17 protein-coding genes are annotated in these 20,525 nt (G+C 70.9%); 8 read left to right on the top strand and 9 right to left on the bottom strand.

Features of this window, described 5'->3' with window-relative positions:
- The first annotated feature begins 65 nt into the window (after positions 1-65).
- Complete coding sequence (locus tag ACIO3R_RS10145; RefSeq protein ID WP_402104959.1) at positions 66-968, top strand: oxygenase MpaB family protein; 903 nt, start codon at positions 66-68, stop codon at positions 966-968.
- Positions 969-1,042: 74 nt separating this feature from the next.
- On the opposite strand, the gene ACIO3R_RS10140 is transcribed toward ACIO3R_RS10145, so the two are convergent.
- Together ACIO3R_RS10140 and ACIO3R_RS10135 are read right to left on the bottom strand one after the other, a co-directional pair.
- On the bottom strand, positions 1,043-1,642 hold the full coding sequence (locus tag ACIO3R_RS10140) for a class I SAM-dependent methyltransferase (RefSeq protein WP_385025896.1): 600 nt from the start codon (positions 1,640-1,642) through the stop codon (positions 1,043-1,045).
- 133 nt (positions 1,643-1,775) lie between these two features.
- Positions 1,776-2,285, bottom strand: coding sequence for a MarR family winged helix-turn-helix transcriptional regulator (locus ACIO3R_RS10135; protein WP_385025899.1), 510 nt, complete (start codon positions 2,283-2,285; stop codon positions 1,776-1,778).
- Between the two features lie 81 nt (positions 2,286-2,366).
- Between ACIO3R_RS10135 and ACIO3R_RS10130 the strand changes: the two genes are divergently transcribed.
- A complete protein-coding gene (locus tag ACIO3R_RS10130; protein ID WP_385025902.1) occupies positions 2,367-4,481 on the top strand; it encodes an MMPL family transporter in 2,115 nt (704 codons plus the stop codon).
- Positions 4,482-4,563: 82 nt separating this feature from the next.
- Here the strand turns inward: ACIO3R_RS10130 and ACIO3R_RS10125 are convergent, their stop codons facing one another.
- On the bottom strand, positions 4,564-5,139 hold the full coding sequence (locus ACIO3R_RS10125) for a TerD family protein (RefSeq protein WP_123466495.1): 576 nt from the start codon (positions 5,137-5,139) through the stop codon (positions 4,564-4,566).
- 142 nt (positions 5,140-5,281) lie between these two features.
- Positions 5,282-5,446, bottom strand: coding sequence for a Sec-independent protein translocase subunit TatA (gene tatA, locus ACIO3R_RS10120; protein ID WP_363028264.1), 165 nt, complete (start codon positions 5,444-5,446; stop codon positions 5,282-5,284).
- 260 nt (positions 5,447-5,706) lie between these two features.
- Here tatA and ACIO3R_RS10115 point away from each other — a divergent pair, with 260 nt between their 5' ends.
- Positions 5,707-7,131: an LCP family protein gene (locus ACIO3R_RS10115; RefSeq protein ID WP_402105267.1), complete on the top strand. Its 1,425-nt coding sequence runs from the start codon at positions 5,707-5,709 to the stop codon at positions 7,129-7,131.
- Between the two features lie 167 nt (positions 7,132-7,298).
- Here ACIO3R_RS10115 and mgtA read toward each other — a convergent pair whose 3' ends face one another.
- Both mgtA and ACIO3R_RS10105 read right to left on the bottom strand, forming a co-directional pair.
- Positions 7,299-10,028, bottom strand: coding sequence for a magnesium-translocating P-type ATPase (mgtA, locus tag ACIO3R_RS10110; protein ID WP_402104956.1), 2,730 nt, complete (start codon positions 10,026-10,028; stop codon positions 7,299-7,301).
- Entirely contained in the window at positions 10,012-10,377 is a 366-nt protein-coding gene (locus tag ACIO3R_RS10105) for a metalloregulator ArsR/SmtB family transcription factor (RefSeq protein WP_363028225.1), read from the bottom strand. The genes mgtA and ACIO3R_RS10105 overlap by 17 nt, the downstream gene beginning before the upstream one ends.
- 230 nt (positions 10,378-10,607) lie before the next feature.
- Between ACIO3R_RS10105 and ACIO3R_RS10100 the strand changes: the two genes are divergently transcribed.
- The 4 genes from ACIO3R_RS10100 (at position 10,608) to ACIO3R_RS10085 (ending at position 13,866) form a co-directional block, all read left to right on the top strand.
- Positions 10,608-11,021: a roadblock/LC7 domain-containing protein gene (locus ACIO3R_RS10100; protein ID WP_385037372.1), complete on the top strand. Its 414-nt coding sequence runs from the start codon at positions 10,608-10,610 to the stop codon at positions 11,019-11,021.
- Between the two features lie 140 nt (positions 11,022-11,161).
- Entirely contained in the window at positions 11,162-12,355 is a 1,194-nt protein-coding gene (locus ACIO3R_RS10095; protein ID WP_402104954.1) for a DUF6397 family protein, read from the top strand.
- A gap of 40 nt (positions 12,356-12,395) precedes the next feature.
- A complete protein-coding gene (locus ACIO3R_RS10090) occupies positions 12,396-12,884 on the top strand; it encodes a GNAT family N-acetyltransferase (RefSeq protein WP_402104952.1) in 489 nt (162 codons plus the stop codon).
- A 331-nt stretch (positions 12,885-13,215) separates the two neighbouring features.
- Complete coding sequence (locus tag ACIO3R_RS10085; protein WP_385037363.1) at positions 13,216-13,866, top strand: LAETG motif-containing sortase-dependent surface protein; 651 nt, start codon at positions 13,216-13,218, stop codon at positions 13,864-13,866.
- A gap of 135 nt (positions 13,867-14,001) precedes the next feature.
- Here ACIO3R_RS10085 and ACIO3R_RS10080 read toward each other — a convergent pair whose 3' ends face one another.
- Positions 14,002-16,146: a SpoIIE family protein phosphatase gene (locus ACIO3R_RS10080; protein ID WP_385037360.1), complete on the bottom strand. Its 2,145-nt coding sequence runs from the start codon at positions 16,144-16,146 to the stop codon at positions 14,002-14,004.
- Positions 16,147-16,374: 228 nt separating this feature from the next.
- Between ACIO3R_RS10080 and ACIO3R_RS10075 the strand changes: the two genes are divergently transcribed.
- On the top strand, positions 16,375-17,448 hold the full coding sequence (locus ACIO3R_RS10075) for an enoyl-CoA hydratase/isomerase family protein (protein ID WP_402104950.1): 1,074 nt from the start codon (positions 16,375-16,377) through the stop codon (positions 17,446-17,448).
- Between the two features lie 13 nt (positions 17,449-17,461).
- Here ACIO3R_RS10075 and ACIO3R_RS10070 read toward each other — a convergent pair whose 3' ends face one another.
- The gene (locus ACIO3R_RS10070; protein WP_402104948.1) at positions 17,462-18,925 is read right to left on the bottom strand and encodes an arabinose isomerase; all 1,464 of its coding nucleotides are present in this window, start codon (positions 18,923-18,925) and stop codon (positions 17,462-17,464) included.
- Positions 18,926-19,016: 91 nt separating this feature from the next.
- Positions 19,017-20,525 carry a rhamnulokinase family protein gene (locus ACIO3R_RS10065; RefSeq protein ID WP_402104947.1) on the bottom strand — a complete coding sequence of 503 codons (1,509 nt, stop codon included), beginning with the start codon at positions 20,523-20,525 and terminating at the stop codon, positions 19,017-19,019.

Below are 20,525 nucleotides of genomic sequence, written 5' to 3'. Positions count from 1 at the left end.
TACTCACGTCCTGCCCGCAGACATAGGGTCGGACACTCGACCTGGACGAAGAGAGGAACGGTGCGGTGAAGCGTTACGACCGGCTCAGGGAGATCCAATGCCTGGATCCGGAGAGGGACTTCCTGGAGATCTACCGGATCACGGCCACGTACGAGTTCCCCTGGGACATCACCCGCGCCCTCGAACTCGCCCTGTACCGGACGTATGCCGTTCCCAGCATCGGCAGGCTCCTCTCAGAGACAGCGGAGCTGACAGGCCGTTCGCAGAAGAGGTACGACGACACCGCGTTGCTCCTGGACGCCGTGGTCGAGCACGGTTTCGACAGCGACCCGGGGCGTACGGCCATCCGCCGGATCAACCAGATGCACCGCAGCTACGACATCAGCAACGACGACATGCGCTATGTGCTGTGCACCTTCGTCGTCACCCCGAAGCGCTGGCTCGACGCCTATGGATGGCGCCGGCTGTCCGGGCACGAGCTGCGGGCCTGCGCCGCCTACTACCGGACTCTGGGCGCCCACATGGGCATCAAGGACCTGCCGCACACGTACGAGGACTTCGAGCGCACCCTCGACGCCTACGAGAGCGAGCACTTCGGCTGGGACGAGGGAGCGCGCGAGGTGTCGGACGCCACGCTGGCGCTGATGGCCTCCTGGTACCCGCGCCCCCTGGCGCGGGTCGTGCGTGGAGCGAGCCTCGCCCTTCTCGACGACTCGCTGCTGCGGGCCTTCCGCTACGGGCGTCCGGGCCCGGTGGCGCGGGGCCTCACCCGGGGCGCCCTGCGCCTGAGGGCCCGCGCGGTCCGTCTGCTGCCACCCCGCAGGACCCCGCACTACGCCCGCCAGAATCCGGAGATCAGGGGCTACCCGGGTGGTTACGAGGTATCCGCGCTCGGCACCCTCCCCACGCCCGGCCTGGGCGGCTGCCCGGTCCGGCACCTCCGTGGCCCGGACGTCCGGGCGGAGTGAGCGAGGGGACCGGCCGGCACGGTAGGCCAGACCCCTCGGACCTGGTCCTGATCCGGACGACAGCCCGAGGGGTCTCAGCCCGTCCGTTCGGCGAGGACGAGGAAGCGGTCCCTCTCGTCGACGTACGTATTCAGCCGCCAGCCCGAACGGGCCAGCAGCGGGCCGAGGTTGGGCTCCGCCCGCAGATCGTCGTCGGTGAGCGCCCGGCCGTGCCGCGCGGCCAGTGCCGCCCTGCCGATGGGATGGAACAGCGCCAGCAGCCCGCCCGGCCGCACCACGCGCGCAAGCTCCGCCAGGTCCCGTTCCGGTCGCGGCAGATGCGCGATCAGTCCGGCCGCGAACACCGCGTCGAGCGCGTGCGTCCGCACCGGCAGCCGGGCGGCGTCGGCCTGGAGCAGCAGCCCGCCGCGGTCACGGCCCGCGCGTGCCGCGGCCTCCAGCATGGCCGCGGTGAGGTCGGCGCCCAGCACCGTGCCCCCGGGGCCGACCGCTGCCCGCAGAGCGGGCAGCGCCCGTCCCGTACCGCAGCCCGCGTCGAGCACGGCGTCGCCCGCGCGCAGGCCGAGTGCGGAGACCGCCGCGGCGTAGGCCGGACCGTCGTCGGGAAAGCGGGTGTCCCAGTCCGCGGCGCGGGCGGTGAAGAAGTCCTGGACGCGCGTGTGGTCATCGGCCATGCGGACATGATCGCGTAATGACCGCTCGAACGAAACGGCATGGATACCAGGCGCATGTTTCGACCGTGCGGCGCGATCATTCGGGAGCGTGCCCGCCCGGGGCGCCCCGCCGGTCCGCCGGAAAGCCCCTAGCTCAGGGCCGCCGCCCGTCCTTGCGCAACTGGGCCAGCTCGTCGTTCATGGCGTCCAGGAAGCGCACCACGACCGCCAGTTCGGCCTCGTCGAACTGGCGCCGGGCCGTCTCCGTGCTGTCCGCCAGTGGCATGAAGAAGTCGCGGGCCACCGCCTTCGCCGCGGCGGCGTAGTGCAGATGCACCACCCGGCGGTCGCTGTTGTCCCGGACCCGCCGGATGTGCCCCGCGCGCTCCAGCCGGTCCAGACACGCCGTCACCGCCCCCGAAGTGAGGTCCAGCTGCTCACGCAGTCCTCCTGGAGTCATCGCCGCCCCCGTCCCCGTGCGCTCTGCGTCGAGGATCGCGATGAGCGCCTGCACATCCGTGGGGTGCAGGCCCTGGGACTGGGCGAACTCGTGGGCGATGCGATTGAACTCGCTGTTCATTCGGCGCAGCAGCACTGCGAACGACTGGAGCCCGGTGGGTCCGTCGTCCGTGCCTCTGTCCGGGCCTCCGTCTGCGGTGCGCATGTGTCCAGAGTAATATCTCTCAATCATTGAGATAATGAATGATCGAGAGAAAATGATCGTGCACCGACTTCTGGGGAATCAATGAAGCGCGTACCGCGGCACCGCATCGTCCGTTGGCTGGTGCCGGTGGCCCTGCTCGTCGTCTGGCTCGGCATCGGCGGGACGCTGGGCCCGTACGCCGGAAAGCTCGGCGAGGTGTCCACGAACGACCAGGCCGCGTTCCTGCCGCGCAGCGCGGAGTCGACGAAGGTGTCCGAGGCGCAGAAGGAGTTCCAACGGTCGGGGACCGTGCCCGCGATCGTCGTCTGGACAAGTGAGCGGGGCCCGCTCCCGGCGGGTGCGCGGGCGGCGTCCACCCGAGCTCTCGCATCCCTGGCCGGGGTGCCGGGAGTCGTCGGAACGCCTTCGCCGGCGCTGCCTGCCGACGACGGCGAGGCGCTCTCCGGCGTCGTACAGCTCGACTCCGACCTGGGTGACGCGCTGCCAGGCACGCTCGACCTGGTACGCGAAGCGGCCGACTCGGTGCCGGGCACCAAGGCCGGGATCGCCGGCCCCGCAGCGAGTCAGGCCGACCTCAAGGACGCCTTCGCCGGGATCGACGGGCTGCTGCTGGGAGTCGCGCTCGCCGCCGTGCTCGTGATCCTGCTGCTCGTCTACCGCAGTCTGCTGCTGCCGTTCCTGATCATCATCAGCTCCGTCCTCGCCCTCGGACTCGCCTGCGCGATCGTCTACGTCCTCGCGGACCACGACGTCGTACGCGTGGACGGCCAGGTCCAGGGCATTCTGTCGATCCTGGTGATCGGCGCGGCCACCGACTACGCGCTGCTGCTCACCGCACGCTTCCGCGAGGAACTCACCCGGCACGGGGACCGCACGGCCGCGGCCGTCGCCGCGCTGCGCCGCTCCTTCGGGGCCGTCGTCGCGAGCGCCGCAACCGTGGCCCTCGGCCTGCTCGCCCTGTTGTTGAGCGATCTGACGAACAACCGGGCTCTCGGCCCGGTGGGGGCCATCGGTATCGTCTGCGCGGTGCTGAGCACGCTGACCTTCCTGCCGGCGGCACTGGTCCTGTGCGGCCGGGCCGCCTACTGGCCGGCGAAACCGCGTCCGGCGGACGAGGCGGCCGGAGGACACGGCATCTGGCGACGGGTCGCGGCCCGCGTCGACCGCACCCCGCGCAAGGTCTGGATCTCCACCGCCCTGGTCCTCGTCGCCTGCGCCGCCTTCGCGCCCACGCTGAAGTCGCAGGGTGTACCGCTGGACGAGATCTTCGTGAACGACGCCCCGTCCGTATCGGCGCAGGCCACCCTCGGGAAGCACTTCCCGGGCGGATCGGGCAACCCCGCCGTCGTCGTCGCGAACAGCGCCCGCGTGGCAGAGGTGACCGCGGCGGCCGCGAGGACGCCAGGCGTTGCCTCCGCGGCACCCGTGACGGCCTCCGGACGGCCGGGCGCAGGGCCGCCCGTCGTGGTGGACGGCCGCGTGCGCGTCGACGCCACACTCAAGGACGCCGCGGACAGCGATGCGGCCAAGGCCACGATCCAGCGCCTGCGCGCCGCCGTGCACGCGGTTCCAGGAGCCGACGCGCTCGTCGGCGGGTACACCGCGCAGCAGTACGACACCCAGCGGACGGCCGAGCGCGACCGCGGCATCATCGTGCCGGTGGTGCTCGTGATCATTCTGGTGATCCTGATGGGGCTGCTGCGGTCGGTGCTGATCCCGGTCCTGCTGGTGGCCACGGTGGGCCTCAACTTCCTCGCGACTCTCGGCGTCTCTTCGCTGGTCTTCCGGCATGCCTTCGGGTTCAGCGGGACGGATGCCTCCGTCCCGCTGTACGGATTCGTCTTCCTGGTGGCTCTCGGCGTGGACTACAACATCTTCCTGATGTCCCGTGTCCGGGAAGAGGCGTTGGTGCACGGGGCCCGGCAGGGCGTGCTGCGGGGACTGGTCAGTACGGGCGGGGTGATCACCTCGGCGGGGGTGGTGCTGGCCGCCACGTTCGCCGCGCTGATCGTCATTCCGCTGGCGTTCCTCGCTCAGATCGCCTTCATCGTGGCTTTCGGCGTGCTCCTGGACACCCTGGTGGTGCGTTCACTGCTCGCGCCCGCGCTGGTCGTGGACATCGGCCCGAAGGCCTGGTGGCCCAGTGCGATCAGCGGCCGCGGGGCGAAGGCGCGGGAAGCCGCCGGGCCCCGGTGAAGCGGTACGGGTCCCGGTCCGCACCCCGTGTGCCGGGGTGCGGACCGGGACCCGTATCTGTCCGGTCGCCGTACTGAAGAAGTCAGACGTTGACGCCGTAGTCGGAGGCGATGCCCGCCAGGCCGGAGGCGTACCCCTGTCCGACCGCGCGGAACTTCCACTCCGCGCCGTGCCGGTACAACTCGCCGAACACCATCGCCGTCTCCGTCGACGCGTCCTCGCTGAGGTCGTAGCGGGCGAGCTCCACCCCGTTGGCCTGGTTCACCACACGGATGAACGCGTTGCGCACCTGGCCGAAACTCTGCCCCCGGCTCTGTGCGTCATGGATGGACACCGGAAAGACGATCTTCGCGACATCCGCCGGGACACCCGCCAGGTCCACATTGATGGACTCGTCGTCGCCCTCGCCCTCACCCGTCAGGTTGTCACCGGTGTGCTGGACGGAACCGTCCGGGCTGTTGAGGTTGTTGTAGAAGACGAAGTGCAGGTCGGAGAGGACCTTGCCGGTGTCAGAGCACAGCAGCGCGCTGGCGTCGAGGTCGTGATCGGCGCCCGTCGTCGTCCGTACGTCCCAGCCCAGGCCGACCGTCACCGCGGTCAGGCCGGGCGCCTCCTTCGACAAGGAGACGTTGCCGCCCTTGGCCAGGGTCACACCCATGAACTTCCTCCAATGATCCAGTGATCCGTTGATCAGCACTGCTTCGGCCGTCACCGAGTTGAACGACGGCCCTTCCCCTGTGGTTCCCTGATTGCGCAAGCCGTGAAGTGGGAGCGCGGCGCAGAGCCTGCGGTCGTGCCGCTCACTGAGGTGTCTCCTCCTTCATGGCCTTCGCCTCACTCTTCAGGATCCGCATGGATTTGCCCAGGGCGCGGGCGGTGTCCGGCAATTTCTTCGAGCCGAACAGCACCAGCACGACGATCGCGACGACAAGCAGGTGCCAGGGTTCGAGGCCGTTGCGCAGCATGCGCTTCACGCCCTTTCTTCGGGTGTCTTCCGGTCAATGTTTCCGGTAGGCGTTTATGGACGGTGGATCGGACCGACGATGGACGGGTCCGGTGATCCATCCGGACAGAGACAATTGCTACATTGCGCAACTGTACAACCATGCGTATGCGGTGAGAGTCCGACTCCATGGAAGCCGGACGATAGCTGGGGTGGACAATGGCTGGCGGTCACCAAGGGGCGGCGACAGGGGGGCGGCGGAGCCGCCTGCGCAGGACAGCCCTGTTCGGACTCTCCTTCCTCGTGCTCCTGGTCGCCGGAGTCGGCTGGGGATACCTCAAACTCACCGGAAGCATCGATACGTTCAGTGCCGACGGAGTCTCCGGCGACCGGCCGCCCGACACATCCGAAGGCCAGAACGTCCTCGTCATCGGATCGGACTCACGGTCGGGTGCCAACAGCGGCCTCGGCGGCGGTACGGGCGACGTCGGACGCTCCGACACCGCGTTCCTGCTCCATGTGTACGCCGACCACAAGCACGCCGTCGCCGTGTCCATACCCCGCGACACCCTGGTCGACATCCCGGCCTGCAAGAAGCCCGACGGCGGCTGGACGGCTCCCCAGCACAACGCCATCTTCAACGGGGCGTTCTCCGTGGGGGAGACGGCCGAGGGCAACCCCGCCTGCACGCAGAACACGGTCGAGCACCTCACCGGTCTGCGGGTCGACCACACCATCGTGGTGGACTTCGCCGGCTTCTCCGCGCTCACCTCGGCCGTCGGAGGGGTGCCCGTCTGCCTGCCGCAGGACATCTACCAGCGCGACCTGAATCCCAAGCGAGCCACCCAGGGGTCCCTCGTCTTCGGCAAGGGACCGCAGTCGGTCTCCGGGCAGCGGGCACTCGACTACGTACGGATCCGGCACGGCATCGGCGACGGGTCCGACATAGGGCGCATCAAGCGGCAGCAGGCCTTCGTCGGCTCCCTCGTGAAGAAGGTCAAGTCCCGTGGCCTGAACCCGACCACCCTGCTGCCGCTCGCCAACGCGGCGACCGACGCGATGACCGTGGACCCGGGGCTCGGATCGGCCGACCGGCTGCTGTCGTTCGCCATGTCGATGAAGAACGTCGACCTGCACAACACCAAGTTCGTCACCATCCCCTGGCGCTACCAGGGCGCCCGCGTCGCGATCGTGGAACCGGACGCCGACGCGCTGTGGGCGTCCCTCAAGGCCGACCGCACCCTCGACGGCCAGAACGCCGCCGGCAAGAAGGCGGGCGGCGGCCCCGCCGCATCCGGCGGGGCGTCCTCCTCTCCCACCGCTCCCGTCTCCGGTGCGGGAATCGACGTAGCCGTCTACAACGGAACCACCGTGACCGGGCTCGCGGCGCAGGCGGCGGAGCTCCTTCGCTCGCACGGGTTCACCGTCACCGGTACGGCCACCGCGAACGCCCAGGACCGGACCGGCACTCTCGTCACCTACGGCCCCGGCCTCCAGAACAAGGCGGAGACCACGGCCCGGCTCTTCCCGGGAGCGCGGACCACGGAGTCGGCCGACGCCGGAATCCAGGTGATCGTCGGCAGCGTCTACGCCGCGAACCCCTCGGCCGCCCCTGCGACACCGACGCCCGATACCGTGCCGTCCGCCGTCGCAGACGATGCCCGCTCGGCCGACGACGACCCGTGCAGCGACCTCTCGTACGGCTGAACCGACCACGGACGACTCAGGACGACGGCCGACCGTCCGCGGCTGCGAGGAGGGGCACCGGGGCAGGGCCCGTACCGGCCGGCCGCGAGAGCTTCGCGCCGCCGGGTCCGCCGCCCGGTCCGCCGCTGGTCCGTCGCCGGTTCCCGAGCGATCGGTGCTCGCCTTCGTTACGAAAGTCCCCGCTTCCGGTCGTAGCGGTTTCGCGCCGCCGCGAGGCCGCACGCGTACAGCGCGAGGACGCTGGCGAGCAACAGGTAGTAGAGCGGCGGCAGCGCGCTCATGCCCAGGGGCGGGCCGAGCGGGGTGAGAGGCAGCAGGACTCCGACGACCGCCAGGCCGGCCGCCGCCGCCCGCAGCGGTCCGCCCGAGCGGCCCTCCGCGGTCCGCCGGCCGGTGCGCAGCAGCAGCATCACCAGGGCCTGGGTGAGGAGGTTCTCGGTGAACCATCCCGAGTGGAACGCCGCCTGGCCGTCCGCCCGTGAATCGTGCAGAGCAAGGGCCAGCACGGCGAAGGTCGCCAGGTCGGCGGCGGCGTTCAGCAGCCCGAACCCGGTGATGAACCGCAGGAAGTCACGCGGACGCAGCACCGTCGGCCGCCTGAGCACGGAGGACGCGGGACGGTCGAAGGCGAAAGCGAGCTGCGCCGCGTCGAAACACAGGTTCTGGACCAGCACCTGCGCCGGAAGCATCGGAAGGAAGGGCAGCAGCAGACCCGCGGCCAGCATCGCGATCACGTTTCCGAGATTCGAGGAGAGCGTGATGCGCAGATACGTCGCGATGTTGCCGCTGCTGCGCCGGCCCGCGGTGATCGCGTGGTCTATGGCACCGAGATCCTTCTCGGCGAGGACGACATCGGCGGTCTCCCGCGCCACGTCGACCGCATTGCGCGGGCAGATGCCGACATCGGCGGCGTGCAGGGCCGGCAGGTCGTTGACACCGTCACCGAGGAATCCCGTGGTGCGGCCGGACGTCCGCAGCGCGGCGACGATCCGGGCCTTGTGCCCAGGGGTGCAGCGGGCGAAGACGGTCGCCCGGTCGGCCGCGCGGGCGAGCTCCGCCGAAGTCAGCGCGTCGACCTCCTCGGCGGAGACGACCTGTCCCGGATCCAGCCCGAGGTCCCGGCAGGCACGGGCCGCCGTGCCCGGGTGGTCCCCGGTGAGCACCTTCACGGCGACACCCCGGCGTGCCAGTACCTCCAGGGCCTCGGCAGCGCTCGGCGTGAGCGCGTCCCGCAGGGCCACGAAGCCGAGAAAGACCAGCCCGTGTTCGTCGGCCGGTGTGTACGTACCGAGCCGTGCGGGCCGCTCGGTACGGGCGACGGCGAGCAGGCGCAGCCCTTCGGCCGCCTCGCGCGCCGCCACCCCGGCCAGCCGCTCGCGTTCCTCCGGATCCAGGTCGCACCGCTCCAGGACGGCCTCCACCGCCCCCTTGGTCACCAGCACATGGGTGCCCAATCCGCCGGGGAGCCGGACGACCGCGGTGGAGAGGCGCCGCACCGGATCGAAGGGCAGCGCGGCCACGGCGTCGTACGACCCGACGGCGGTACGAGCAGTTCCGCCGCCCGTATCGGACGGCGGGTCCTCCAGTTGCTCCGAGGCGTCCAGCACCGCCTCGTCGAGGGCATCGGGCGCCGGAAGGTCGGCGAGCTGAAGCGTCCACATCGCGTTGACCGCCGCCCAGTGCAGCGCCTGCGGATCGGGGTTCCCGGCCCGGTCCAGCGAGCGGTCGACGACGGGCCGGTCCTGGGTGAGGGTGCCGGTCTTGTCCAGGCAGAGCACGTCGATCGCGCCCAGGTCGTGCAGCGCGGGCAGCCGTTTGACGATCACCCCGCTGTTCCGTGCGAGCTGCGAAGCGCCCCGGGCCAGCGCCGTGGTGACGATGACCGGCAGCATCTCGGGCGTCAGCCCCACCGCCACCGCGACGGCGAACGGCAGCGTCTCCAGCCCCCGTCCGCGCAGTGCGGCGTTGGCCATCAGGACCAGCGGCGGGGTGAGCAGCATGAACCGGATCAGGGTCCAGGAGATCCCCTGCACCGACCGGTCGAACGCGCTGGCCCCGCGGCGGTGTGCCGACCGGTCGTACGCCGCGGCGAACCGGGTGTCCGCGCCGGTCGCGACCACCACCGCCGTTCCGCTGCCGGACGTCACACTGCTGCCCTGGAAACACAGCTGACGCTGTGCGAACAGGCCCGCCGCTTCGTCGGGCACGCTGTGCAGCACGGCCGCGGCCCCCTCCCGCTGTCCGGCGTCCGCGGGATGTTTCCCGACGGGCGCGGACTCCCCGGTGAGGGCGGACTGGTGCACGGTGAGGCCGCTCGCGCGCAGGAGCTGCACATCGGCCGGCACGAGGTCTCCGGGACCGAGCCTGATCACGTCACCCGGCACGAGCTCGCCGATGGGCAGGTCGCGGGCCTGCGGCGCCGCGTCGGGGCCGCTGCGACGCAGGACCGTCGCGGTCGTCGCGACCAGCTCGCGCAGTGCGGCCGTCGCCCGGTCGGCGCGGTGCTCCTCCGCCGACCGCAGCAGACAGCTGACCACCACGAGCACCAGCGTCACGGACGCCGTACCCCACGCGTCCACCGCGGCCGAGACCAGCCCGAGGCAGAACAGTACGGAAGTGAAGGGGTCCCGCAGGGTGCGCACGAAGCGCAGCGGCCAGGGGACCGGGCGCCAGGCGGGGAGGATGTTCTCGCCGAACCGGGCCAGCCGTTCCTCGGCCTCCGCCTCCACCAGTCCCCGCGGCCCGCTGTCCAGCGAACGGAGGATCTGGAGTGAGGTCGGGGCGACGGGCGGTCGCACGGTCGCCGGGGGGTCGGCGGTGGCGCCGGGCATCGGTACGACGACGGCCGGCCGGTCGCCCGTCCCCGCCGCGGCAGCGTTCTCAGGCACCGAGCTCATGGAGCCGTACCGGTTGCGAGGCCGGGTAGCCGGCCCGCTCCGCGAGCTGGCCGACCATGAGCCGCACGACGGTCACCACATCGGGGTCGTCGACCAGGTACACCTGCCGACGGCCCTCGCGCCTGGAGCGGACGAGACCGGCCAGCTTCAGCTTCGTCAGATGCTGGCTCACCGACGGCAGCGTGCCGCCCACCCGCTCCGCGAGGCCCGTCACATCGCTCTCGCCCTGGGCCAGCGCCCACACGATGTGCAGTCGGGCGGGCGTCGCCAGCAGACCGAAGGCGGCAGCCGCCTGGGCCAGCACCTCCGCGGGTGGATCCTGGAAACCGCCGCCGGCACCTGTCGACACTCTTGTACTCCCGTCCGCGTGGGCCGACTCCTCGCACCCGAGGGGACCAGTGTAGGCGCCGGACGCGGCGAGCTTCCGGGGCGAGCCGTCATCGGCCGACGGTGAGCGGAGCACCCTTGGCGCGATCCCGTCCTGTCCGATCCGCGGAGGGACGCTTGCCCGTACGTGACCGGTGCGCAAGGCTTACACGCAAGTGGGGCACGGGGAACGTATGAACGGGGAGGAACGGAATGGCACTGGACAGGGGACTCGACTGGCTCCTTGACGATCTCACCAGCCGGGTGGAGCAGATACGGCACGCCCTGGTGCTGTCGAACGACGGCCTGGTGACCGGAGCGAGTACAGGTCTGGCCCGTGAGGACGCGGAACATCTGGCGGCGGTCTCGTCAGGGCTGCACAGCCTCGCCCGCGGTTCGGGACGGCACTTCCGTGCCGGAAAGGCCCGGCAGACCATGGTGGAGTTCGACGAGGCACTGCTTTTTGTGACGGCCGCAGGGGACGGCAGTTGTCTGTGCGTACTGAGTGAGGCCGAGGCCGACGTGGGTCAGGTGGCGTACGAGATGACGTTGCTGGTCAACAAGGTCGGGGAGCACCTCGGTGTGGCGGCGCGGCAGGACGGGAGCGCCGGAATCAACCGGATCTGACGAGACCCACCGGGTCCGACGAAACCCACTGCTCAGCACTGCCGCCCGGCCCGGGAGTTATCCACAGGCCGGGCGGCAGTCGTTCTCCCCGAGCTACCGTGGTCACGGAGAGTATTCGGATCTCACGGGGGAGAATCGTCATGCCGGTGACGGATGCGGGACACATGAACGGCGCTCAGACGGTCGCCGCAAGCCGGGCGGCTGCGGAACTTGTCTTGAAACGAGGGGAGTTCGAGCTGGCGGTGCACCTGGGAATTGTCCGGGTGGAGGCGGGGCGCAGCGGTGGGCGGCCCAGGGTCCGCCAGGAGGAGGTCGACCGGCTCAGGGCGGAGGACGGCTTCCCGGGAACTCTGCGGGAGCGGGTGCGCACGGTGGGGACGGCGGAGGGTGCGCGGCTGCTCGGCATCAGCCCGGTGCGCTTCACCCGGCTGGCCCGCGCGGGATGTGTCACACCGGTCGCGCTCTATCTCAATCGCTACCGGGCGGTGGTGTGGCTCTATCTCGCCCAGGAGCTGGGCGGGCTTGCGGCCCGCTCGCCCGAACTGCTGGTGGGCAGGAGTCCGGCCTGGATGCGCGACCGGCTGGACTCCGGTACGGACTGCCGCCCGCGCAACTGGCGCTCACGGCGGATCGAACGGCTGCTGACCCTCACCGGCGATCCCTGGGCGCGCGCGGCGGTCGTGGCCCAGGCGCTGGACCCTGCCCAGTTGGCGGAAGTGGTCGACGACCCGTACGAGCGCGCCTACTTCGCCAGGGTCCTGCCCGAACCGGTCTTCGGACAACGGGGGTCGTCAGCCACGCGGGACGCGTTGGAGCGTCTGATGCTGGCCGATGAACCGGACGAGATCCTCTGGCGACGGGTCAACCTCATCATGGAACTGGACAGTGCCCGCGAGCTCCGCCAGGCGCCACGCCCCGGGGACGAGCCGCAGTCGGGTCTGGATGCGTTTGGCCGACTGCCTGTGTCGGCCGAGCCTTACGAGCCGGCTGAGCGAGTAGAACCGGCCGAACCGAGCGGATCAGTACATCGTGGCGAACCGACCGAACCGACCGAACCGACCGAACTTGGCGAACTTGGCGAACTGGGCGAGCCGGCTGTGACGGCCGAGCCAGCCGGCGATCCGGCCAGGCCTGTCGAACCGGCCGCGCAGGGAAGCTCCGTCGGCCTGCTGGCCAGGCTCCGGCCGCGTCGGTGGAGTGCGGGTCGGCACCCTCGGGTGCGTGCGGGCCGCGCAGCTGCCCGCACCGCCCGGCGCGTCACACCCGGCGGGCACCGTCCGCTCGCCCGGCCGCGGGGAGGCTCACAGCGGGAGGATGCCGCGGGGAGGGAATAAGGGTTCGCGAACGGCGGTGGGAGCGGGCAGTCTTTGCGCCATGTTGATCAGGGAAGCAACTACCGGGGACTGGCCGGCCGTGTGGCCGTTCTTCCACGAAATCGTCTCCGCGGGCGAGACCTTCACCTACCCCCTCGACCTGGGGGAGAGCGACGCCCGTGATTGGTGGCTCGTCAAGTCGCCGAACCGTGCGGTCGTCGCGGTCGCCGACGACGGGACGATTCTGGGTACGGCGAAGATGAACAGAAACCACATGGGCAACGGCTTCCACATCGCGAGCGCCAGCTACATGGTCGACCCCCGGCACACCGGACGCGGCGTGGGACGGGCCCTGTGTGCGTACACGATCGACTGGGCCCGCACGGCCGGGTACCGCGCCATGCAGTTCAACGCAGTGGTGGAGACGAATACCGCTGCGGTCGGGCTCTACCGCTCGCTCGGCTTCGAGGTTCTGGGCACGTTGCCCGAGGGCTTCAACCACCCGAAACACGGGTTCGTGGGGCTGCACATCATGCACCGACGGCTCTGACCGCCGGCACCCGGCGTGCGGATCCGGTGTACGGATCCGGTGTACGCATCCGACTCCCGGCCCCCATCGCTCGCTCGCCGGCTCACTCGCTCCGTCGACCGGCGTGATGGAGGGGGCCGAGCGATACGGTCCGGTGCCGTGCGCTTACTTCGCGCCACCGCCGGATCGGCCGAGGCCCGTCGATGGTGTCCGGCATGTCCCAACCGGCGACGATGTGCCGCCAGTTGTGACACCGAATGGTGTGTGGGGCGGGTGCACATACCGGGGACGAGGGCAGTACTGTGCGCCCCACCGCCATTCGGGCGATGAAACATTTGCGGAGGAACAATCCATGACCATACCCAGGAGATCGCTGCGTGCCGCGGGAACCCTCGCTGCCGCTGCGGTTGTCGGCCTGACCGGCGTGGTACTTACCGCCGGCCCGGCCGCAGCTCACACCCCCACCTGGGACGTGACCTGTACCGAAGTGAGCCTTCACCTGACCGCCTACAACGACAAGGTCACCAACCGGGTGACCGTGACCGTTGACGGTAAGGAGCTGCTGCCGACGGAGAGCTTCGGCAAGGGGCTCGACAAGACGATCGACCTGCCCGAGCACGACAAGGCTCTGACGGTGCACCTGTCCGTCAAGGCCGGTGACGGCGACCAGTACTCGAAGGAAGACACCAAGCAGGCACCGGTGTGCGAGGGCAAGACGCCCACACCGACGCCGACGCCTTCCGAGACGAAGCCGTCCGAGACGCCCACCACGGCGACGCCCACCCCGGCAGACACCCCCAGCGACACCCCCAGCGACAGCCCCAGCGAGTCCGCTTCGTCGTCTGCGCCCGCCGCAGCCACGCCGAGCCCCAGCTCGCCGGACCTGGCCGAGACCGGTTCGTCGTCCGCCACCCCCATCATCGGTGGTGCGGCTGTCGCCGTCCTGCTGGCCGGTGGCGGCATCATGTGGTCCGTGCGCAAGCGTCGCACCGCTCAGCACTGACGTAGTCCGGCGGTCCGGGCGCGTTGAGTGCCTGGCAGTCGGACGAGGGGCGTGCCGCATCGCGTTCGGCGTGGCGGCGCGCCCCTCAATGCTGTCCGCCCGGCCCCGCCCCGCCGCCTCTGCCGACCGACGGATTCACTGGTTCCGCTGTGTCCCGGTGTCCCGATGGACCGGAGGGGACGTGGGCGGCGCAGCCGGACCGATCTCGCACCAGACGGCCTTCCCCTCACCGCGGGGCTCGATGCCCCACCGCGTGGTGACTGCGTCCAGGAGGAGCAGGCCCCGTCCTGAGGTTGCTGTCTCACCCGGTGTCCGGCGCCTGGGCCAGACGCTGGAGCGGTCCTGTACCGACAGCCGTACCCGTCGCACCGGTTCGGGCAGTACCTCCAGCGTGAGCACCGCTCCGCCCTCCGTGTGCAGCAGCACATTCACGAGCAGTTCCCCCGTCACCAGCTCGGCATCGTCCGCGAGTTCGGCCATGTCCCAGTCGGTCAGGGCCTGGCGTACGATCGTCCGTGCGTCGGAGAGCCCCTCCGGGTCGGCCTGGTGGATGTACTGATGCAGGCGGGGCGCCCGGGGCGAGCCCGGGTCCGGGCTGCGGCGCAGCACCAGCAACGCGACGTCGTCGCCCGAGCCCCAGCGTTCCCAGAGCCGGTCCGACAGATGATCGGCAAGCGCCTCCGCGCCCGCCGGACCCGCGCTGACCTCGTGGACGAGCGTGCGCACCCCCGCGTCGATATCGGCGCCTGGCTCCTCGACCAGCCCGTCCGTGTACAGGACCAGCGTTTCGCCGGGGACCAGGTCGAGCCGGGTCTCGGGGAACTCCTCGTCCTCGAAGTGGGTCGAGATGCCGAGGGGCAGACCTCCGCGTACCTGCGGGCTGCCGACCCGGCCGTCCATGTGCCGGATCAGCGGACCGAAGTGACCGGCCCGCACCACCCGCACCGTTCCGGTGCCGAGATCGACCTGGGCGTACGTACAGGTGGCGAACCGGTCCGTGTCCAGTTCGGCCAGGAACCGGGACGCCCGCGCCAGCACCGTCGAGGGCGGGTGCCCCTCCCCGGCGTACGCACGCAGCGCGATCCGCAACTGGCCCATGATCGCGGCCGCATGTGTGTCATGGCCCTGTACGTCGCCCACCACGATGCCGAACCGGTCCTTCGGCAGGGGGATCACGTCGTACCAGTCACCGCCCACCTGACGGCCGCTCCACGCCGCGTGGTATCGGACGGCGATCTCTCCGCCCTCGATGTCATGGATCCGCCGGGGCAGCATCGTGGACTGGAGACCGGTGGCGAATTCCCGCTCCTCGTCGAAGAGCGTCGCCCGCTGGAGGGACTGGGCGACGATCGCGGCCAGCCCCAGACACAGATTGCGCTCGTCGGCGTTGAACGCCGTGCGCTCGCGGTAGAAGAGCGCCAGCACGCCGAGTGAACGCGCCTGCGCGACGAGCGGCAGGTAGGCCGCGGCCTGGAACTTCAGCTGCCCCATATACGGTTCCAGCACCGGATAGCGCCGGGTGAGCGCGCCGAGCGAGCTCACGAAGCGTGGCCGGCCGCTGAGAACGGTGTCGGCCAGCGGGAACCTCCGGTCGAGACGGCCCTGCCCCCGCTCGTCGATGACCTCCAGGGACTCGCCGCTCAGAGCGATGACATTCAGCGCGGCGTTGTCCAGCAGTCCCAGCGCCAGCCCGTCGGCGCCGAGCCGTGCCAGCCCGCCCGGACCGGTCAGCGCGGCCGTCACATCGTCCACGGTCACCGCCCGCGACAACGCACTCGTCGTGCGTTCAACAATGTCGGTCTGGCGCTGACGGCGCTTTTCCAGTTCCAGCACGAAGGCCGAATGGGTGACTTCGGCCGTCGCGTCCCGCACCACGCCGATCACCCGGTGCGCCCGCCCGTCGGAGCCGCGCAGGATGCGCGCCTGGATATGGGTCCACTGATCGCCGCCCTCTTCGGTCGGGACCCGCAGGTGGACGCTGTACGAGCTGCGCCCGCTCCTGACGGCCTCCTCGATCGCCACGTCGAGACGGATCCGTTCCGAGGGCTCCAGCCGCTCCACCAGGGACTCCGGCCGCGAGTCGAATGCGGCCGGGTCCAGGCCGAACACCAGCACGCCGGCCTCGTCGATGTCCAGCGTCCGGGCATCGAGATCCCACTCGAAGCTCCCGGTGCGGTTCATGGCGAGCCGCTCCGCCGTCCCGGTGTCGCCGATGCGCGCCTTCTCGACCAGCGTGCGGGGTCGGGCGGGGATGATCGGTGGCCGGTCGTGATCGGTCATTCCTGCTCCGAAGATCGTCCGGCGGGGCTGCCGTCCTGCGTGACCCAATTGTCTGGCCGGTCGGGTACGGCTGCCACAGCGGATAATTCTCCGGACGCTGTCCCGGCCCCCGCCACGTGCCCGGGACACCCCTGGTACCCGGGCTTCGGGGCCGCCCCGCACAATGGCAGCGGAAGGCCGTCCGTGACCGGCGGACCGGCACGTACTGGGGCTGACCGGAGCGCACGTATGAACCACGAGGATCCCGTCCTGCTGCACACCGAGGGGCGCGTCCGCCACATCACCCTCAACCGGCCCCGAGCCCTGAACGCGCTGAACCACACCATGGTGCTGCGCATGGCGGAAGCACTCGACGCGGCGGAACGGGACGACTCGGTTGCCGCCGTACTGCTCACGGGGGCGGGGGAGCGGGGACTCTGCGCCGGCGGTGACATCCGCGCCATCCGCGACGACGCCCTGGCCGGCGGCGGGACCGCACGGGACTTCTGGCGCGACGAGTACCGGCTCAACGCCCGTATCGCCCGGTTCCCCAAGCCGTACGTCGCGATCATGGACGGCATCGTGATGGGCGGCGGTGTCGGTGTCTCGGCCCACGGCTCGGTCCGGATCGTCACGGAGCGTTCGCGCATCGCGATGCCCGAGACCGGCATCGGATTCGTCCCGGACGTGGGCGGCACATACCTGCTGGGCAGGGCGCCCGGCGAGCTCGGTACACACCTGGCGCTCACCGGGGATGCCGTCGGCGCGGCGGACGCCCTGCTCTGCGGGCTCGCCGACCACTTCGTCCCCTCGCGGGAGCTTCCCGGCCTGATCGCAGCCCTGGACGCCTGCGCCACGCCCGCGGACATCTTCGCGACGGTGGAGCGGTACGCCGTCGCGGCTCCCGGCGGCCTGCTGGCCGCACAGCGCGACTGGATCGACGCCTGCTACGGCGCCGGCACCGTCGAGGAGATCGTCGAGCGCCTCGCCGACCACGGGGCGCCTGCCGCGAAGGAGACCTCGGTGACGATCCTCGCGAAATCACCGACCTCACTCAAGGTGACGCTGGAGGCCGTCCGCAGGGCCCGGCGCCTCGACGGTCTGGAAGCGGTCCTCGACCAGGAGTTCCGCGTCTCGTCCACCGCCTTCACCCGGCCCGACATGGTGGAGGGCGTACGAGCCCAGATCGTCGACAAGGACCGTGATCCGCAGTGGAACCCCGCCGAACTCGCCGAGGTCACGGAGGCCGACGTGGCGCGGTTCTTCGCACCGCTGGGCGATGGCGAACTCGGTCTCGGCCCCGGAGCCCCGGCGGCCCGCTGAGGCGCCGCTCGGGTCAGAGGGCGCTCGGCCCGGTCACGGTACGGAACGCGATGCCCAGCAGGTCCGCGACGGCCCGGAAGTCCCTGGCGCGGTGGCCGGTGCACAGTGCCCAGTGGTGACCGATGCCCGTGGCGGACCAGGCATCGGTCCACTCGCCGGGATCGAAGCCGAAATCGACCCGGGAGGTCGTGTTGCCGATTTCCAGATGGGGACCGGGCACGACCTCTCCCTCGGACGCGATCAGAACGAAGGAGCCGTCGGCCTCCTGACCGATCCCGAAGGTGGTGACCGGCCCGTGGACGACGTCGAATTCGACGCTGACCCCCCAGCCCCGCTTGCCGTGGAACACACCCAGACCGCGCAGCAGCGGGTCCTTCGCGCTGATGGCCAGATGGGCGGGGCCGTCGTGCCCCATCTCCACGACCCGGTCGCGGAAGTTGAGCGCCTGCAACTCGGTGAACGAACCGCCCGCCCCCATGGTGTCGGCGATCAGCATGGCGAGGCTGGTACGGAGCTCGTACTCACCGGCCATCGGCACCCCGCGGGCGGTCAGCAGCGAGGCGCCCAGGATCATGCCGGCGCCCAGCCGTTCGTGCGTCTCGCCCTCCAGCCCCCGGTGGTAGTAGGCGAGGCTGTCGAGCGCGAAGTCCTCCACCAGCCGGTCCAGACCCACCGAGACCCTGGCCGCCCAGGTGAGGTCGCCCTCGTCGACGGAACCGTCCAGGGTGAAGACCTCGCGGGCCAGCGCCACCCGTTCCGCGGTCTCCCCTTCCGTGACGGCCGCGACCCTGACCCGCAGGTCGTCGAACTCCAGGACCTCGACATGACCGCCGAACTGCGCGGAGACCAGCGTCATGTCGGTGGAGACGTCGAGCATGCCCGGGTACAGGTGCCCCATCAGCCCATGACGGCCGTGACGCAGGGCCCCGCGCACACCGGCGGCCGAGATCCACCGTCGGATCCTGCCCCAGGCGTTCTCGTCACGCAGATGGCCGGAGACCGAGCGGAACGGGATGCCGCTGCGCCGGAACACATTGGCGACCTCCGGCAGCGGGCACTGACCGCAGTACGCCAGCCACTCGCCCGTGCCGGTGTTCCGATGGTCCATGGCCTCGGTCGGCTGGAGGTCGATCACCAGCACCGGTGTGTGGGTGCGCTGGGCGATCGGCAGCACCATCGACGCGGTGAGGTACGTCGTCAGGAACGTCACCACCAGATCGCAGTCGGCCCGGCGCAACTGCTCCGCGGCCCTGGCCGACTCCTGCGGATCGGAGACGAAACCCGCGTCGACCACCTCGCAGCCCATCTCCTCGAACCGGGCGGTCACGAACCGGGCCGACTCCCGCAGCTGATCGAGAAGGCCGGGGAACTGCGGCCAGTACGCACCGAGCCCGCCCGAGACCAGGCCCACCCGGGTGCGGCGGCGCGACGTCCGTACAAGGGGACTGCCGGGTTCGGCGGCGCGGTCGTCAGACATCAGTTACTGCCCTTTCTCATCAGCGATTCCTCGGTACGGTCCGCTCGGTAGCGATCCGGTCCGACGGAGGCCCGAACCGGGAGTGGTCCGGTCAGGCGTCCGCCGGGACCGGCCCCGGGCTGAGCCGGGCCTCCGCCCGGTCCCAGTGCTGCCCGTCTCCCCGCGGTTCGTAGTGCCGCAACTCCTGCGTACGGGCGACCAGCCGGCGCATGTCGGCGAGGTCGCCCACCAGGCCGTGGGCGCGGGCCTGCAACAGGATGTTGCCGAGCGCCGTGGCCTCGGCGGGCCCCGCCGTCACCGGCAGCCCGCTCGCGTCCGCCGTCCACTGGCACAGCAGCTCGTTGCGCGAGCCGCCGCCGACCAGATGGATCCGCGTCGGCTCACGCCCCGCCAGCTCCGCTGCCCGCCGCAACGTCCGGCGATGGGCCAGTGCCAGGCTCTCCAGCACACACCGCACGTACGCCCCGGGGCTCCCCGGAGGCGTCTGCCCCGTCCGCAGCAGATACGTGTCGATCCGGGACGGCATGTCGCCCGGCGCGAGGAACGCCTCGTCATCGGGGTCGATCACCGCGGCGAACGGCTCCGCCGCGGCCGCGTCGGTCAGCAGCGCGGCCAGAGCACGGTCCGGGCCCTCGCGGCCCCACGCCCGGCGGCACTCCTCCAGCAGCCACATGCCCATGATGTTGCGGAGGTATCGGACGGTGCCGTCGACCCCGCGCTCATTGGTGAAGTTCGCCGCCCGGGACTCCTCGGACAGCACGGGAGCGTCCAGTTCCAGACCGGCCAGCGACCAGGTGCCGCACGAGACGTACGCGAATTCCGGCTCCGTCGCCGGCACCGCCACGACCGCCGACGCCGTGTCGTGCGAGGCGACGGTGGTCACCGGGGTCCCGGCCGACAGACCCGTGGCCCCGGCGACGTGCGCCAGCAGCGTCCCCGCCGGATCGCCCGGATCACGCAACGGCGGAAAGAGCGAACGCGCCAGCCCCAACCGCCCGATCAGCTCGTCCGACCAGTCACCGAGGCGGGCATCGAACAGTCCGGTCGTCGACGCGTTCGTGATCTCCGCCCCCACCGACCCCGTCAGCCAGTGCACCAGCAGATCCGGCATCAGCAGCAGCGTCCGCGCCGCCTTCCACTGGGCCGTCGACCGGTGTGCCAGCAGTTGGAACACCGTGTTGAACGGCAGGTGCTGCAACCCGTTGACCGCATAGAGCTCCGCCGCACCGCAGCCTTCCGGCAGCCGCTCCGAGATCCCGCTGTTGCGCCCGTCCCGGTAGTGGAACGGCACCCCGAGCAGCGCCCCGTCGGCGTCCAGCAGACCGTAGTCCACCGCCCAGGTGTCGATGCCGATGGAAGCGACCGGACCACTGCGCCCGGCCGCCCGCAACCCGTCCAGCATCCCCTGGTACAGGGCCAGCACGTCCCAGCGGAGCCCGTCCGGCAGCCGCACCGGTGTGTTGGCGAACCGGTGTGCCTCGGCCAGCACCAGCGTCCCGGGACCGACCCGGCCCGTCATCACCCGGCCGCTGGTGGCACCGAGGTCCACGGCGGCGAAGACGGCGTCGTCGGCCGGGTGGTCGAATGAGTTCACAGCCAT

This window comes from Streptomyces sp. NPDC087428 (genome assembly GCF_044744085.1).
GTDB lineage: Bacteria > Actinomycetota > Actinomycetes > Streptomycetales > Streptomycetaceae > Streptomyces.
The sequence above is the reverse complement of the archived record's forward strand: the minus strand, read 5'-3'. Positions and strand labels throughout refer to the sequence as shown.

What these genes read in the sequence shown, in the direction of transcription:
- tatA (WP_363028264.1), bottom strand. Translation starts at nt 5,446, where the DNA reads ATGCTGCGCAACGGCCTCGAACCCTGGCACCTGCTTGTCGTCGCGATC.
- ACIO3R_RS10100 (WP_385037372.1), top strand. Translation starts at nt 10,608, where the DNA reads ATGGCACTGGACAGGGGACTCGACTGGCTCCTTGACGATCTCACCAGC.
- ACIO3R_RS10085 (WP_385037363.1), top strand. Translation starts at nt 13,216, where the DNA reads ATGACCATACCCAGGAGATCGCTGCGTGCCGCGGGAACCCTCGCTGCC.
- mgtA (WP_402104956.1), bottom strand. Translation starts at nt 10,028, where the DNA reads ATGAGCTCGGTGCCTGAGAACGCTGCCGCGGCGGGGACGGGCGACCGG.
- ACIO3R_RS10140 (WP_385025896.1), bottom strand. Translation starts at nt 1,642, where the DNA reads ATGGCCGATGACCACACGCGCGTCCAGGACTTCTTCACCGCCCGCGCC.
- ACIO3R_RS10080 (WP_385037360.1), bottom strand. Translation starts at nt 16,146, where the DNA reads ATGACCGATCACGACCGGCCACCGATCATCCCCGCCCGACCCCGCACG.
- ACIO3R_RS10135 (WP_385025899.1), bottom strand. Translation starts at nt 2,285, where the DNA reads ATGCGCACCGCAGACGGAGGCCCGGACAGAGGCACGGACGACGGACCC.
- ACIO3R_RS10075 (WP_402104950.1), top strand. Translation starts at nt 16,375, where the DNA reads ATGAACCACGAGGATCCCGTCCTGCTGCACACCGAGGGGCGCGTCCGC.
- ACIO3R_RS10090 (WP_402104952.1), top strand. Translation starts at nt 12,396, where the DNA reads ATGTTGATCAGGGAAGCAACTACCGGGGACTGGCCGGCCGTGTGGCCG.
- ACIO3R_RS10095 (WP_402104954.1), top strand. Translation starts at nt 11,162, where the DNA reads ATGCCGGTGACGGATGCGGGACACATGAACGGCGCTCAGACGGTCGCC.
- ACIO3R_RS10125 (WP_123466495.1), bottom strand. Translation starts at nt 5,139, where the DNA reads ATGGGTGTGACCCTGGCCAAGGGCGGCAACGTCTCCTTGTCGAAGGAG.
- ACIO3R_RS10065 (WP_402104947.1), bottom strand. Translation starts at nt 20,525, where the DNA reads ATGGCTGTGAACTCATTCGACCACCCGGCCGACGACGCCGTCTTCGCC.
- ACIO3R_RS10070 (WP_402104948.1), bottom strand. Translation starts at nt 18,925, where the DNA reads ATGTCTGACGACCGCGCCGCCGAACCCGGCAGTCCCCTTGTACGGACG.
- ACIO3R_RS10130 (WP_385025902.1), top strand. Translation starts at nt 2,367, where the DNA reads ATGAAGCGCGTACCGCGGCACCGCATCGTCCGTTGGCTGGTGCCGGTG.